Annotated in this window: 14 protein-coding genes; 3 read left to right on the plus strand and 11 right to left on the minus strand. The window is 68.8% G+C overall.

The genetic code is table 11. The features are described 5' to 3' along the window. Positions 1 to 70 precede the first annotated feature (70 nt). Genes hflX through ACZYZ9_RS14290 form a run of 5 tightly spaced genes read right to left on the minus strand, consistent with a single transcriptional unit; the run spans position 71 to position 5,020 of the window. Positions 71 to 1,495 carry a GTPase HflX gene (hflX, locus tag ACZYZ9_RS14270; RefSeq protein WP_463826910.1) on the minus strand — a complete coding sequence of 475 codons (1,425 nt, stop codon included), beginning with the start codon at positions 1,493 to 1,495 and terminating at the stop codon, positions 71 to 73. A 47-nt stretch (positions 1,496 to 1,542) separates the two neighbouring features. After that, complete coding sequence (dapF, locus tag ACZYZ9_RS14275) at positions 1,543 to 2,412, minus strand: diaminopimelate epimerase (RefSeq protein ID WP_463826911.1); 870 nt, start codon at positions 2,410 to 2,412, stop codon at positions 1,543 to 1,545. A 4-nt stretch (positions 2,413 to 2,416) separates the two neighbouring features. Then, complete coding sequence (gene miaA, locus ACZYZ9_RS14280) at positions 2,417 to 3,337, minus strand: tRNA (adenosine(37)-N6)-dimethylallyltransferase MiaA (protein ID WP_463826912.1); 921 nt, start codon at positions 3,335 to 3,337, stop codon at positions 2,417 to 2,419. Continuing rightward, the gene (locus tag ACZYZ9_RS14285) at positions 3,334 to 4,017 is read right to left on the minus strand and encodes a class III extradiol ring-cleavage dioxygenase family protein (protein WP_463826913.1); all 684 of its coding nucleotides are present in this window, start codon (positions 4,015 to 4,017) and stop codon (positions 3,334 to 3,336) included. The genes miaA and ACZYZ9_RS14285 overlap by 4 nt, the downstream gene beginning before the upstream one ends. Before the next feature lie 37 nt (positions 4,018 to 4,054). Continuing rightward, positions 4,055 to 5,020: a DMT family transporter gene (locus tag ACZYZ9_RS14290; protein WP_463826914.1), complete on the minus strand. Its 966-nt coding sequence runs from the start codon at positions 5,018 to 5,020 to the stop codon at positions 4,055 to 4,057. A 505-nt stretch (positions 5,021 to 5,525) separates the two neighbouring features. Here ACZYZ9_RS14290 and ACZYZ9_RS14295 point away from each other — a divergent pair. After that, positions 5,526 to 6,902, plus strand: coding sequence for a DUF349 domain-containing protein (locus ACZYZ9_RS14295; protein WP_463827167.1), 1,377 nt, complete (start codon positions 5,526 to 5,528; stop codon positions 6,900 to 6,902). Here ACZYZ9_RS14295 and ACZYZ9_RS14300 read toward each other — a convergent pair. From ACZYZ9_RS14300 to recA, 4 genes are read right to left on the minus strand one after another with little or no spacing between them, the layout of a single operon-like run. Beyond that, positions 6,899 to 7,498, minus strand: coding sequence for an Rv2732c family membrane protein (locus ACZYZ9_RS14300; protein ID WP_463826915.1), 600 nt, complete (start codon positions 7,496 to 7,498; stop codon positions 6,899 to 6,901). The genes ACZYZ9_RS14295 and ACZYZ9_RS14300 overlap by 4 nt on opposite strands. An 11-nt stretch (positions 7,499 to 7,509) precedes the next feature. Beyond that, the gene (gene miaB, locus ACZYZ9_RS14305; protein WP_463826916.1) at positions 7,510 to 9,033 is read right to left on the minus strand and encodes a tRNA (N6-isopentenyl adenosine(37)-C2)-methylthiotransferase MiaB; all 1,524 of its coding nucleotides are present in this window, start codon (positions 9,031 to 9,033) and stop codon (positions 7,510 to 7,512) included. Between the two features lie 54 nt (positions 9,034 to 9,087). Further along, positions 9,088 to 9,606: a recombination regulator RecX gene (gene recX / locus ACZYZ9_RS14310; protein ID WP_463826917.1), complete on the minus strand. Its 519-nt coding sequence runs from the start codon at positions 9,604 to 9,606 to the stop codon at positions 9,088 to 9,090. Further along, the gene (gene recA / locus ACZYZ9_RS14315) at positions 9,572 to 10,612 is read right to left on the minus strand and encodes a recombinase RecA (protein ID WP_463826918.1); all 1,041 of its coding nucleotides are present in this window, start codon (positions 10,610 to 10,612) and stop codon (positions 9,572 to 9,574) included. Before recA ends, recX begins: the two co-directional genes overlap by 35 nt. A gap of 179 nt (positions 10,613 to 10,791) precedes the next feature. Here recA and ACZYZ9_RS14320 point away from each other — a divergent pair, with 179 nt between their 5' ends. Beyond that, on the plus strand, positions 10,792 to 11,436 hold the full coding sequence (locus ACZYZ9_RS14320) for a (2Fe-2S)-binding protein (protein WP_463826919.1): 645 nt from the start codon (positions 10,792 to 10,794) through the stop codon (positions 11,434 to 11,436). Between the two features lie 139 nt (positions 11,437 to 11,575). Here ACZYZ9_RS14320 and ACZYZ9_RS14325 read toward each other — a convergent pair whose 3' ends face one another. Beyond that, the gene (locus tag ACZYZ9_RS14325) at positions 11,576 to 11,770 is read right to left on the minus strand and encodes a DUF3046 domain-containing protein (protein ID WP_463826920.1); all 195 of its coding nucleotides are present in this window, start codon (positions 11,768 to 11,770) and stop codon (positions 11,576 to 11,578) included. 21 nt (positions 11,771 to 11,791) lie between these two features. Further along, complete coding sequence (locus ACZYZ9_RS14330; RefSeq protein ID WP_463826921.1) at positions 11,792 to 12,952, minus strand: glycosyltransferase; 1,161 nt, start codon at positions 12,950 to 12,952, stop codon at positions 11,792 to 11,794. A 43-nt stretch (positions 12,953 to 12,995) separates the two neighbouring features. Between ACZYZ9_RS14330 and ACZYZ9_RS14335 the strand changes: the two genes are divergently transcribed. After that, complete coding sequence (locus tag ACZYZ9_RS14335) at positions 12,996 to 13,442, plus strand: limonene-1,2-epoxide hydrolase family protein (protein WP_463826922.1); 447 nt, start codon at positions 12,996 to 12,998, stop codon at positions 13,440 to 13,442. Positions 13,443 to 13,444: the final 2 nt, after the last annotated feature.

The following is a 13,444-nucleotide window of genomic DNA, read 5'->3' on the forward strand; positions in this document are numbered from 1 at the left end:
GATGTCGGAAAGATGTATGTTTCTTTCCCCAACATATACCAACCGGGTGGTTGGTCGGTGCCGGAGGTCGTCAGCCGCGTGCCGCGAACTCCGCAAGGGCGGCGGCCAGCGCCACCGGGACCCTGGCCTGGATACGGGTGCCGTCGGTCTGGTGCTCGGCCTGCTGCACCCGCCCGTCGGAGTGCACCCGCGCCACCAGATCGCCGCGGCTGTAGGGGATCACCACGTCCACCGCGGTGTCGGTCGGCACCGCGAGTTCGGCCATCCGGCTCCGCAAAGCGTCGATCCCGTCACCGGTGCGAGCCGAGACGAACATCGCGCCGGGCAGTTCGTGCCGCAACCTGGCCAGCATCAGGTCGCCGGCCGCGTCAATCTTGTTCACTACCAGCAGCTCTGGCGGCGCATCGCCGTGATGATCCGCGACCACGTCCGAGATGACCTGTCGCACCGCACTGATCTGGGCAAACGGATTGACATCGGAGCCGTCGACCACGTGCACCAGCAGGTCGGCGTCGACCACCTCCTCCAAGGTGGAGCGAAACGCCTCGACCAACTGGGTGGGCAGGTGACGGACGAACCCGACCGTGTCGGTGAGCACGAACGGGCGACCGTCGTCCCATTCGGCGCGGCGGGTGGTGGGTTCCAGGGTGGCGAACAGCGCGTCCTGGACCAGGACGCCGGCGCCGGTCAAGGCGTTGAGCACACTGGATTTCCCGGCGTTGGTGTAGCCGACGATGGCGATCGAAGGCATGTCGGCCTGCAACCGACGGCTGCGTTGGGTGTCGCGGACCTGCTTCATCGCCCTGATGTCGCGGCGCAGCTTGGACATGCGCTCACGGATGCGCCGCCGGTCGGTCTCGATCTTGGTCTCGCCGGGGCCACGCAACCCCACGCCGCCGCCACTGCCACCGGCCCGGCCACCGGCCTGCCGTGACATCGACTCACCCCACCCGCGCAGTCGCGGCAGCATGTATTCCATCTGGGCCAGCGCCACCTGCGCCTTGCCCTCCCGGCTGGTCGCGTGCTGGGCGAAGATGTCCAGGATCAGCGCGGTGCGGTCGATGACCTTGACCTTGACGGCCTTCTCCAGCGCGGTGAGCTGGGCGGGCGACAGCTCGCCGTCACAGATCACCGTGTCGGCGCCGGTTGCGACCACCACTTCGCGCAACTCCTGCGCTTTGCCCGACCCGATGTAGGTGGACGGGTCGGGACGGTCGCGGCGCTGGATCAGACCCTCGAGCACCTCGGATCCGGCGGTCTCGGCCAGGGCGGCCAGTTCGGCCAGACTGGCCTGGTTGTCCGACGCGCTGCCCTCGGTCCACACACCGACCAGCACCACTCGTTCCAGCCGCAGCTGGCGGTACTCGACCTCGGAGATATCGGTGAGTTCGGTCGACAACCCGGCGACACGGCGCAGCGCCGATCGGTCTTCGAGCGCCAGCTCACCGAGGCTGGGTTCTGGAATGCCCGTCTCGGGCGAATCTGGATATGTCATAAGCGCTTTCGATGGTGGCACGTCGCGGCGGCTGACGCACCCGAATATCAGACCGGCGAGTCCCACCAGCCGTCGTCGAGCTCGCCGTGGGCCACCAGTACCGAAGGGCCCCGCAGGAAGCTGGTGGCCTCGGTGAGGGTGACGACGACGTCGCCGCCGGGCACCCGGACCGTCAACGTCCCGGTGTCGAGGCCCTCGGCTGCCAGCGCGGCGACCACCGCGGCCACCGTTCCGGTTCCGCAGGAACGGGTTTCGCCGACACCCCGTTCGTGCACCCGCATGCAGACCACCCCGTCCGCGGGAGCGGTCAGGATCTCGACGTTCACGCCGTCGGGGAATTGTTCGGCGTCGAAGCCGACCGGGGCCGCCACGTCCAGCGCCGCCAGGGTCGCCGGCGTCAGCTGCGGGTCGACGCAGGCCAGGTGCGGGTTGCCGACGTCGACAGCTACGCCGGTGAAACGCCGCCCCCCGACGAGCGCCTCCCCCGCGCCGGTCCGGTTGGCCTTGCCCATGTCAACGGTGATGTCGGCGTTGGTGGCATCGACACTGTGCAGGCTCACCTGCCGGGGGCCGGCCAGTGACCCGACGACGAACTCGTCGCGCGATTCCAGCCCGCTGGCCCGCAGATAGTGGGCGAAGACCCGCACGCCGTTGCCGCACATCTGCGCGGTCGAGCCGTCGGCGTTGCGGTAGTCCATGTACCAGTCGCCGGCGCCCACTCCGTCGGGCAGGCGTGCCAGCGCGCCGGCCGCCACAGCGGCGCCACCGGTGGTGACCCGCAGGACCCCGTCGGCGCCCAGGCCCCGGCGCCGGTCGCACAACGCAGCAACCCGGAAGGCGGACAGGTCCGCTCGGCTCTGCACGTCGTGCAGCAGCACGAAGTCATTCTGGGTGCCGTGACCTTTGGCGAAACGCACCAGATCAGGTTACGTGCCGCCAGGCCCGCAACGCCTCATCGACGGCACCCTCGGCGGTCCCGTCGATCCACTGCACCCGGTGGTCGCGACGGAACCAGGACCGCTGTCGTCGTACATAGCGGCGGGTACCGACGAATGTCTGCTCGCGGGCGTCGTCGAGCAACGCGGGCGTCCCGCCGGCATCCAGCGCCGCAAGCACTTGGGCATACCCCAGCGCACGGGACGCGGTGACACCGTCGCGCAGGCCGCGATCCAGCAGCCCGCGCACTTCTTCGACCAGCCCGTCGGTAAACATCGCCTCGGTGCGCTTCGCCAGTCGCTGATCGAGAATCGTTGTCTCACAATCTAATCCGATGATCACCGTGCCCCAGCGGGGGGCACCGATGCGCGGCGCGGACGCGGCGAACGGCTGGCCGGTGAGCTCGACGACTTCCAACGCACGCACGATGCGCCGGCCGTCGGTGGGCAGAATTGTCGCGGCAGCGGCCGGATCACGCTGCGCCAGTTCGGCGTGCAAGCCGCCGACCCCGAGTTCGACGAGCCTTTGCTCCCATCGGGCGCGCACCACGGGATCGGTTGCGGGAAAAGACCAGTCGTCGAGCAACGACTGGAGATAGAGCATCGACCCGCCGACCACCACCGGCACCGCTGACCGGCGCCGGATCGCCTCGACGTCGATGGCCGCGGCCTGCTGATAGTTCGCCACAGTCGCTGTCTCGGTGACGTCGAGGACGTCGAGCTGGTGGTGCGGGATACCGCGGCGCTGCGCGACGGGCAGCTTGGCGGTCCCGATATCCATGCCGCGGTAAAGCTGCATCGCGTCGGCGTTGACGATCTCGGCCGGACCGCCGAGCCGTTCGACGACGTCGAGTGCCAGTTGCGATTTGCCGGTGCCGGTCGGTCCGATGATGGCCAGCGGTCTCACGGCTGCCAGACACCGGCGAAATAGCCCACCCCGTAGGGTGCCCCCCGGTAGAGCTCCTTGACCGTCCGCGGTGCGGTGAGCATCAGGCCGGCCAATGTCGCGAACGCCGCCCGGCCCAGGACCTGATCCGGCAGCCGGGTCAGGGCGCCGACGTCGCCGCCGGCCAGTGCGTCGTCGAGGGCCAGCTGTATGTCGGTGGTGGCGGGGTCGTACCCGCCGGGCGCGCGCGGCGTCAGGGTGTTGACGCCGTCGGCGACCAGCAGCACGCCGGTCGGTTCGGTCGCGCGGTCGATCTCAGCACGCAGCCGGCGGCCGCGGGCCACCGCGGCGCCGGAGTCCTGGCCCGCCGCGCACACCCAGACCGAGGCGCTGCCGTCGGGCCGGATTTGGCCGCGAAGCCAGGCCGCGATCAGCCCGCACAGCGGCATCGTCACCGGCATCGTGCCGTCCGGCCCCAACTGAGCCCGCACATCGACCCCGAATCCTGCGAAGCTGCCGGTGCATTCCGGACCCAGCACCGCGTCGGCGCTGCCGATGCCCAGGGCGACCCAGCTGTCGGGCAGGACTGCCGCGGCCGCGCTCACCGCAGCGCTCAGGTCGGCGATTTCTGCGGCGGCCGCGCCGGCCAGTTCGGGGACCAGCACCGGCGCGGACGGAACAATCGCGATTGCGCTCAGCACGCCCTAAAACTAACTTCTCCAGGCGGCCCCGACCGGTCTACCCGGAGGTCGACCCCAGCGCCGAGCCGTCGGCCGCGCTGACGGTGCCCGTCGGAGGCGGGGCTGATTCGTCGACGTGCGGGGCGTCGCCGCCGGCGTCGGCGACGATCTGCGCAGCTTCGCCGCGGGCCAGCGCCACGGTCGCGACGATCACCATCGCGACCGCCGCGATCAGCACGAATGCCTCCGGGCCGTTGGCCGAGATCGTCTCGCCGAGCACCAGGGTGCCCAGTGTCGCAGCCACCACGGGTTTAGCGACTGTCATCGTCGGCAAAGAGGCGGTCAACGCACCGGCCCGGAACGCGGACTGCTGGAAGATCATCCCGCACAACATCGTGACCAACCAGGGAATGAACTCCGGCGAGGTGACCGCGCCGCCGAGTCCGTCTTTGTGCACGACTTCCACCACGCCCTTGGTCAGCACCGCGAACAACGCCAGCGACGAGCCTGCCACGACCGCCAGCAACACCGCAGCCTGCGGACGTCCGTGCCAGATCCTGGCCGCCACCAGACACGACACCAGCAGGGGGCCCATCACCGCGGCGACGATGATCCAGGTCAGCAGGGGCGCGCGGTCGTGGCCGGCCAACGGGTCGCCGACCTTGATCACCACGGCGAGGGCCGCGGCGAGGGTGACGGCCCACATCCATTCCGAGCGGGTGATCTTGTGATGGGTGAGGCGCGAATAGATGGGCAACGCGAACAGCAGAGCCGTCACCTGAAGCGTGGTCACCAGCATGACCGATGCCCAGATCAACGCCACAGCCTGCAGGCTGTAGTTCAGGATCGCGCACAGACCGCCCGTCCACCAACGGGCGTCGCGCAAGGACATGCCGAACAGCTGGAGGTGGCCGACCTCCTTGTCGGTGATCTCGTGAGCCGAGCGCTGCCGGATCACATCACCGGTTGCCGATGCCAGCGCCGCGAACAAAGCGATGATCCCGGCGATCCCAACCATTGACATGGGCGACCCTCAATTCCCGAACTCCGCCGCCAGTTTCCCCCCGTCAGGTGCACGTACACCTGATTGTCGCTGGCAGTTAACCGAACACTCTATGGCTCTGCAAGGCGCTGTGAACAGTGATTCAGCACGTTCGCGACGCCTTCGATACCCGCTGGTGCGACCCCAAAGCCTCGCTCATCAAGCTGAGCGCCACCCAGGGCCGGCTATGCAGAAGCTGTGAAAAACACCTGCCCTGCGTGTTGTCGCAATGCCCAAAGTCACGGTACCCGCCTGCGGATAGGGCCTATCCGGCGCAATCGAACGGGAACCGATTCGTTACCCGGGCGGCGGCGCTGAAAAGCAGCGATAGCCGAAGGTGGCGGCACACCGCTCGCCGAACTGCTTCAATACTTGTGGGAAACCGGTCGGCACCGCACCAGAACTGCCGACCGTCGAGGTGCCGCTGCGCGCGGCCGCTGCGCGGGAAGTCGACCGCGCGATCGGAGAAGGACAGGTGACGAGCACAATGACGGGTGACCAGCCCGGTAGCAATGACTCCGCGGAGTCGATCAATCCGACCGCGAAGCCGGTGCCCGCACCTCGTCCGGGGCCTCGCCCCGGACCGGGCCCCCGTCCCGGCCTACCCGGCCCCGGGCCCCGCCCGGCGGCGGCTCACCTGGTCAAGGCCCCGCACAGTGACCCGCACAAATTCGGCCGCGTCGACGACGACGGCACCGTGTGGCTGGTCACCGGCTCCGGTGAGCGCGTCGTGGGATCCTGGCAGGCCGGCGACCGCGAGGCGGCGTTTGCCCACTTCGGCCGGCGGTTCGACGACCTCAGCACCGAAGTCACCCTGATGGAAGAGCGGTTGGTGTCGGGCACGGGAGATCCGCGCAAGATCAACGCCAACGCCGCGGCGCTGGCCGCGACCCTGCCGACCGCGGCGGTGCTGGGCGACATCGACGCGCTGGAACGCCGGTTGTCCGACATCCAGGCCCGTATCGACGTCTATGTCACCGCGCACCGTTCCCGACGCGAGGAGCACCGGGCCGCGCAGACCGCCCGCAAGGAGGCGCTGGCCGCCGAGGCCGAGGATCTGGCTGCGAACTCCACGCATTGGAAGGTGGCCGGCGACCGGCTGCGGGCCATCCTCGACGAGTGGAAGACCATCAGCGGACTCGACCGCAAGGTCGACGACGCGCTGTGGAAGCGCTACTCCGCGGCCCGCGAGACGTTCAACCGGCGGCGCGGGTCCCATTTCGCCGAACTGGACCGGGAGCGTTCGGGGGTGCGCCAGGCCAAGGAGCGGCTGTGCGAACGCGCCGAGGCGTTGTCGGATTCGACGGACTGGGGCACCACCAGCGCGGAGTTCCGCAAGCTGCTGACCGAATGGAAGACGGCCGGCCGGGCCAGCAAAGACGTCGACGACGCCCTGTGGCGCCGCTTCAAGGCCGCGCAGGACTCGTTCTTCACGGCGCGCAATGCCGCCACCGCGGAAAAGGATGCGGAGTTCCGCGCCAACGCCGCGGCCAAAGAGGCGCTGCTGGCTGAAGCCGAGAAGATCGACCCGAGCAATCAGGACGCCGCCCGGGCCGCGCTGCGCACGATCGGAGACAAGTGGGACGCGATCGGCAAGGTGCCCCGGGAGCGGTCCGCCGATTTGGAGCGACGGCTGCGCGCGGTGGAGAAGAAGGTTCGCGACGCCGGTGAGTCCGATCGCGCCGATCCGCAGGCTCAGGCGCGCGCCGAGCAGTTCCGGTCGCGCGCCGAGCAGTACGAACAGCAGGCCGCCAAGGCTGCGGCGGCCGGAAAGACCAAGGAAGCCGAGGAAGCCAAAGCGAACGCCGAACAATGGCGGCAGTGGGCGGACGCGGCTGCGAAGGCGCTGACCCGGCGGTCCTAGCGGTCGCCGGGGTCGGCCGGTGGCTCGTCGGGCTGCAGGCCGTCCAGCAGGGTCTTGGATTGATGTTGGGCCACAACGCGGCGACGTTCTTCCTCCGCGGCCAACTGCACCACGGTGCGCTGCCACACCACCCGGGCCCAGTGGAACGTCAGCACGATCACCGTCAGCCACGAGACGAACAACCCGACGCCCGGACCGGGGTGGCCGGCCGGCACGGTCTGCCGCGACCAGACGGCCAGCAATCCGGTGCCGCTGGCCAGTGCCGATCCGGCCAGCGCCACCCACGCCACCGCCCAGCGCCGGGTCAGCAACGCCAGCATGGAAAACCCGACGCCGAACACCAGCGTCAACCAGACGAAAACCCGCAATGGCAGCGCCACGGCGGCCCCCGGTGCGTCGTGGGTGTTGAACAGCATGTCCCAGCCGCGCACGCTGCCGGTGTGCGGCAGCACGAACGACCCCAACAGCACGAAAACCAGGATCGCCACGGCCAAAGCTCGCGCGCCGGGGTCGATTTCACGGGCGACGCGCCGTTCAGCCGCCTCGATCTCGGACCGGTAGGCGTCGAAATCCGCGCCGTCCGCTTTTCTGCTCATGCCTTCCGAGCCTATCCGCCGCACCCGATTGGCTGGGTTGCGGCGGCGGGCTGCCCGACGGCGGGCATCCCCAGACCGACGCCGCGACGGCCCTGGCCGGCGGCGTGCGCGTCGCCGGCCCGGGTACGGCGGTGGGTCAAGATGCCGGCGTCGGCGATGAGGTGATGCGGTGCGGCGTCGGTGACTTGCACGGTGATGATGTCGCCGGGACGGATCCGCGCGTCACCGGCGGCGAAATGCACCAGTCGCCCGTCGCGGGCGCGGCCACTCATGCGCGCAGTGCTGGCGTCCTTACGCCCCTCACCGGTGGCGACCAGCAACTCGACCGGCTGGCCGACCAGCGCCCGGTTGTGCTCGAGAGAGATGCGTTCCTGCAGTTCGACGAGCCGCTCGTACCGCTCCTGCACCACGGCTTTGGGCAGCTGGTCGGCGAGCGCCGCGGCCGGCGTGCCGGGGCGCTGGGAGTACTGAAAAGTGAACGCGGCCGCAAAGTGCGCCTGCCGCACCACGTCGAGGGTGGCCGCGAAGTCCTCCTCGGTCTCACCGGGAAAACCCACGATCAGGTCGGTGGTGATGGCCGCGTGCGGCATGGCCGCTCGGACGCGTTCGATGATGCCCAGGTAGCGCTCGGCGCGGTAGGACCGACGCATCGCCCGCAGGACGCGGTCCGACCCGGACTGCAGCGGCATGTGCAGCGCCGGGCAGACGTTCGGCGTCTGCGCCATCGCCTCGATCACGTCGTCGGTGAACTCGGCCGGGTGCGGCGAGGTGAACCGGACGCGTTCCAGACCGTCGATGTGGCCGCAGGCCCGCAACAGGTCGGCGAAAGCGCCGCGGTTGCGGGGTAGTGCGGGATCGGCGAACGAAACGCCGTAGGCATTCACGTTCTGGCCCAGCAGCGTGATTTCGAGCACGCCGGTGTCCACCAGCGACCGCACCTCGGCCAGGATGTCGGCCGGGCTGCGGTCGACTTCCTTGCCCCGCAACGACGGCACGATGCAGAACGTGCAACTGTTGTTGCACCCGACGGAGATGGAAACCCAAGCGGCATAAGCGGATTCGCGGGCGCTGGGCAGCGACGACGGAAACTCCTGCAGGGCCTCGGCGATCTCCACCTGGGCGGCGTTGTTGTGCCGGGCCCGTTCCAGCAACGTGGGCAGCGAGCCGATGTTGTGGGTGCCGAAGACGACGTCGACCCACGGTGCCCGGCGAAGCACCAGGTCGCGGTCCTTCTGGGCCAGACAGCCGCCGACCGCGATCTGCATGTCGGGGTTGCTGCGCTTGCGCGGGGCGAGGTGGCTGAGGTTGCCGTAGAGCTTGTTGTCGGCGTTCTCCCGGACGGCGCAGGTGTTGAACACGACGATGTCGGCATCGGTCCCGTCTGCTGCGCGCCGGTAGCCGGCCGCCTCCAGCAGGCCCGCCAGGCGTTCGGAGTCGTGGACGTTCATCTGGCAGCCGTAGGTGCGGACCTGGTAAGTGCGCGCCGACAGCGGCGCAGCGTCGCCCGCCACGTCCGGAGCCACCGTCGAAGTCACTGGGCCATGGTACTGGCGGCCGGCACACCGGTGCCGTGTCGGCCGTCTTCACCCCTACACCTGGCGCCGCTCCCGTTCCGCAGCCATCTCGCCCAACACCACCTCGCACGCCACCGCCTGGCTGTACCCGCGCCGCGCCAGGATTGCGATCAACCTGCGCGTCACCTTGGTGTCGTCTTCGCCCAGCTCCTCCCGGCGCAGGCGAGTGCGCACCAGTTGCTCGGCTTGGGCCCGCTCAGCGCCGGCATCGATCCCGGCCAGCACGGTGCTGATCACCTCGTTGTCCACCCCTCGGGTGTGCAACTCGGCAGCCAGCGCGCGCTTGCTCTTGCCCGCGTTCGCCCGCCGCGACCGCACCCACTGCTCGGCGAAATCCTCGTCGTCCACTAGCCCGACGGCAGCCAACCGATCCAGAACCCGTTTGCTGACATCGTCGGGATAGCCCTTTTGGGCCAGCTTCCCGGCCAATTCGGCCCGGGTGCGCGCCCGTGCGGTGAGCAGGCGCAGGCACAGCGCCCGCGCCTGCTCATCGCGACGCTCAGAAGTCGACGGGGGCGGGCAGGACGCCGTCATCGGTCACCACTGCGCCAATGCCGAGTTTTTCCTTGATCTTCTTCTCGATCTCGTTGGCCACTTCGGCGTTCTCCAACAGGAAGGTGCGGGCGTTTTCCTTGCCCTGGCCAAGCTGTTCGCCCTCGTAGGTGAACCAGGAGCCGGACTTGCGGATGAAGCCCTGATCAACACCCATGTCGATCAGCGAGCCTTCCCGGCTGATTCCCCGGCCGTAGAGAATGTCGAACTCGGCCTGCTTGAACGGCGGCGACACCTTGTTCTTGACGACCTTGACCCGGGTGCGGTTGCCGACCGCGTTGGTCCCATCTTTGAGCGTCTCGATCCGACGCACGTCCATCCGCACCGACGCGTAGAACTTCAGCGCCTTACCGCCGGTGGTGGTCTCTGGACTGCCGAACATCACTCCGATCTTTTCCCGCAACTGGTTGATGAAGATCGCGGTAGTGCCCGAATTATTCAGTGCGCCAGTCATTTTCCGCAGCGCTTGGCTCATCAGCCGGGCCTGCAGTCCGACGTGACTGTCGCCCATCTCGCCCTCGAGCTCGGCGCGTGGCACCAGGGCCGCCACCGAGTCGATGACCACGATGTCCAACGCGCCCGAACGGATCAGCATGTCGGCGATCTCGAGGGCCTGCTCACCGGTGTCCGGCTGGCTGACCAGCAGGGAATCGGTGTCGACGCCGAGTTTCTTGGCGTAATCCGGATCCAGCGCGTGTTCGGCGTCGATGAACGCCGCGACACCCCCGGCGGCCTGGGCGTTGGCCACCGCGTGCAGCGCCACAGTGGTCTTACCCGAGGATTCCGGGCCATAGATCTCGATGACCCGGCCACGCGGCAACCCGCCGATGCCCAGTGCGACGTCCAGCGCGATGGATCCGGTGGGAATCACCGATATCGGCTGGCGCACCTCGTCACCGAGGCGCATCACCGAGCCTTTGCCGTAACTCTTCTCGATCTGGGCCATCGCCAGTTCGAGAGCCTTCTCGCGGTCAGGGGCTTGTGCCATGGTGCCTCTCCTGTAGTCGGTGTTCGGTGACCGGGATCGGTCGGTTGGCTGTGACACTAGAGAAGGCCACCGACAAGTCGAGATCACCGAATGTCACCCACAGTAGCCGAACACCTGTTCGACTCAAGTTCGACACGCGGTGTATGGCAATATCGCCGGAAAGACACCCGCAAAGACACATGGACATCTCCGCACCGCTCGTCGACATCTCCGCGTATGGCGGTTTTTTCGCAGTCACAGTGGGCGGCGACCCGGCGGGATGGCATCCGGTGACCGCGTCCTATGCCGACGGCTTCGCCGACCTGATCGACGCCACCAACGCCCGCCTGGCCAGCTCCGAGCCGCGCATCGGTGCTTCCCTGGTGCAGCTCGGCCACGCCGCCCGGCTGTGGTCCCCGGTGCTGGCCTGCGTACTCGCCCACGGCGTCCTGCCCGACCTGAGCGACCTGCAGCGAGCCGACGACGGCGCACAGTTACGGCTGCCCGCCCCCGCCGGCGAACCCGTCGCGCCGTCCCCGGAACTCCTGTATCGCGTCGTCGTGCAGGACCACATGGAGCGGTTCGCGGCCGGACTGGACATCAACCTGGCGCCCGGCCTGCTCTACGGCAACATCGCATCCGCGCTCACCGGCACCGCCCGCATGCTGCTCGCGGCGCGGCCAGACCTGCGCGACACGATCGCGCGTACCACTGGTGAGCTGTTGGACACTGGCGCACTGGTCGGAGCAGGCCAGATCAGCGACAACCTGGGCTTCCGGCGCAACAGCTGTTGCCTCTACTACCGCCTGCCCGGCGGCGGGAAGTGCGGCGACTGCGGCATCTAGTCCATCGAGACTGCGGTGCGCAGCGCAACGAGCCTGTACTGGCGGCGGGATTTTCGGCCAACCGGCGTCCTCAGTACAGGCTCGACGCCACCAGTACAGGCTCGACGACACCACAGCCTCGACGCCAAGGGCGAGACGATCACCACTGGTCGCGGGGCACGTCGAAGTCGGCGCACAACGCCCGCCACACGTCGCGCGGCTCGACGCCGTCCTCGATCGCCTGCGCGGCGGTCCGGCCACCGAAACCACTCAGCACGTGATCAGCCAGCACCGACGACCCATAAGCCGCACCGAAGCGCAGCACCACCCGCTCGTTGAACTCCGTCAGCCGCACGCAGCCAAAATACCCAGCCAGTCACCCAGCCAAAGCTTCGCGGCACACCCGCACCGGATCGGCCACCCCGGCAACGCTGCCGGCGGCCCGCTGGGCTGCCGCGCGATACCCGGGCGAGGACAGCACCTTGCCCACCGCGGCCACCAGCGATTCGGCGGTCAGGGGACGAATCAGTTCACCACTGCCCTGGCGCACCACCCGATTGGCCATCTCCCACTGATCGCCACCGCCCGGCACCACCACCAGCGGCACCCCGGCCAACAGCGTCTTGGCCACCAATCCGTGACCACCGCCGCCGATCACCACATCGGCATGCGTCAGCAGTTCGTCCTGGCGCCCCAACCCCACCACCGCCCACGGTGGCACCGTCAGCTCGTCGCCGCCGAGCCGCGACACCGCCAGCCGGGCACCGGACGGCAGCGTCTCCCCCGGTTTCAGGCATTCCAGCGCCAGCTCCGCCAGCCCGACGGTGCCGGTGGCCGCGGTCGACGGCGCGATCATCACCACCGGTCCCGGCCCCGGCGGGACGTCTAGCACCTGGTCGGTCGGCTCGAAGTGCAACGGCCCCACTACGACGGCCTCGGCCGGCCAGTCCGGGCGCGGTACTTCCAGGGCGGGCAGCGTGGCGATGAGCCGCCGCACCGGGCCGGGATCGCGCGCCGGCAACCCGATGTCGACCCGAACCGCGGCGCGTTGACGCAGACCCGCCCGCACGGAACGGGCCGTCAGCTGCCGCATCACGGTGTCGCGCAGGCGGCCGCGCAGCCCCACCCCAGGCGCCAGTCCGCTGCCGATCGGCGGCAGTCCTCTGGACGGCAGGTACAGCGGATGCGGACACAGCTCGACCCAGGGAATCCCGAGCAGTTCGGCGGCCAGCCCGCCTCCGGAGGTGATGACGTCGGAAACCACCAGATCCGGCCCCAGCTGACGCAACGTCGGCGCGATCAGCACCGCCATCCGCGCAGCTCGGCGATGAATTCTGGCTCCGGCGTCGACATCCTCGTCGGTGGCCGTCAACCCGTCCAACTCGACAGCGTCGACGCCGACGTTGCGGGCCGCTTCCAGCCATTCCACCCCGGTGAACAACGTGGGTGTGTCACCGGCGGCCAGGAAGCGTTGGCACAGCGCGATCGCGGGAAACGAGTGTCCGGGGTCCGGCCCGGCGACCACGGCGACGCGCATCGGCCCTACCCTGCCACAGCGGCACTCGCCTAGGCTGGCAACCATGACTGAGCTGACTCAGACGGACGACAAGACCCGGACAGACGACAACATCCGCACAGTGGAGGGATTTCTGTACGCCCTGCAGGATGAGGATTTCGACACTGCGGAGGCCGCCCTGGCCGACGACCTGCTCTACGAGAACGTCGGCTACTCAAAGATCCGCGGCGGACGCACAGTCGGCAAGATGTTCCGCAAGATGCAAGGCCGGATCGGCTTCGAGGTGAAGTTCCACCGGGTGGCGGCAGACGGAAACGCGGTACTCACCGAGCGCACCGACGCGCTGATCTTCGGTCCGCTGCGGCTGCAATTCTGGGTGTGCGGGATCTTCGAGGTGCACGACGGCCGGATCACGCTGTGGCGGGACTATTTCGACAGCTTCGACTTCCTCAAGGCGATCGTGCGCGGGCTGGTCGGAGTCGTCATCCCGTCCCTGCGCAAAACGCTGTAAGA

The sequence above is a fragment of the Mycobacterium sp. IDUB_28 genome, from assembly GCF_055419285.1.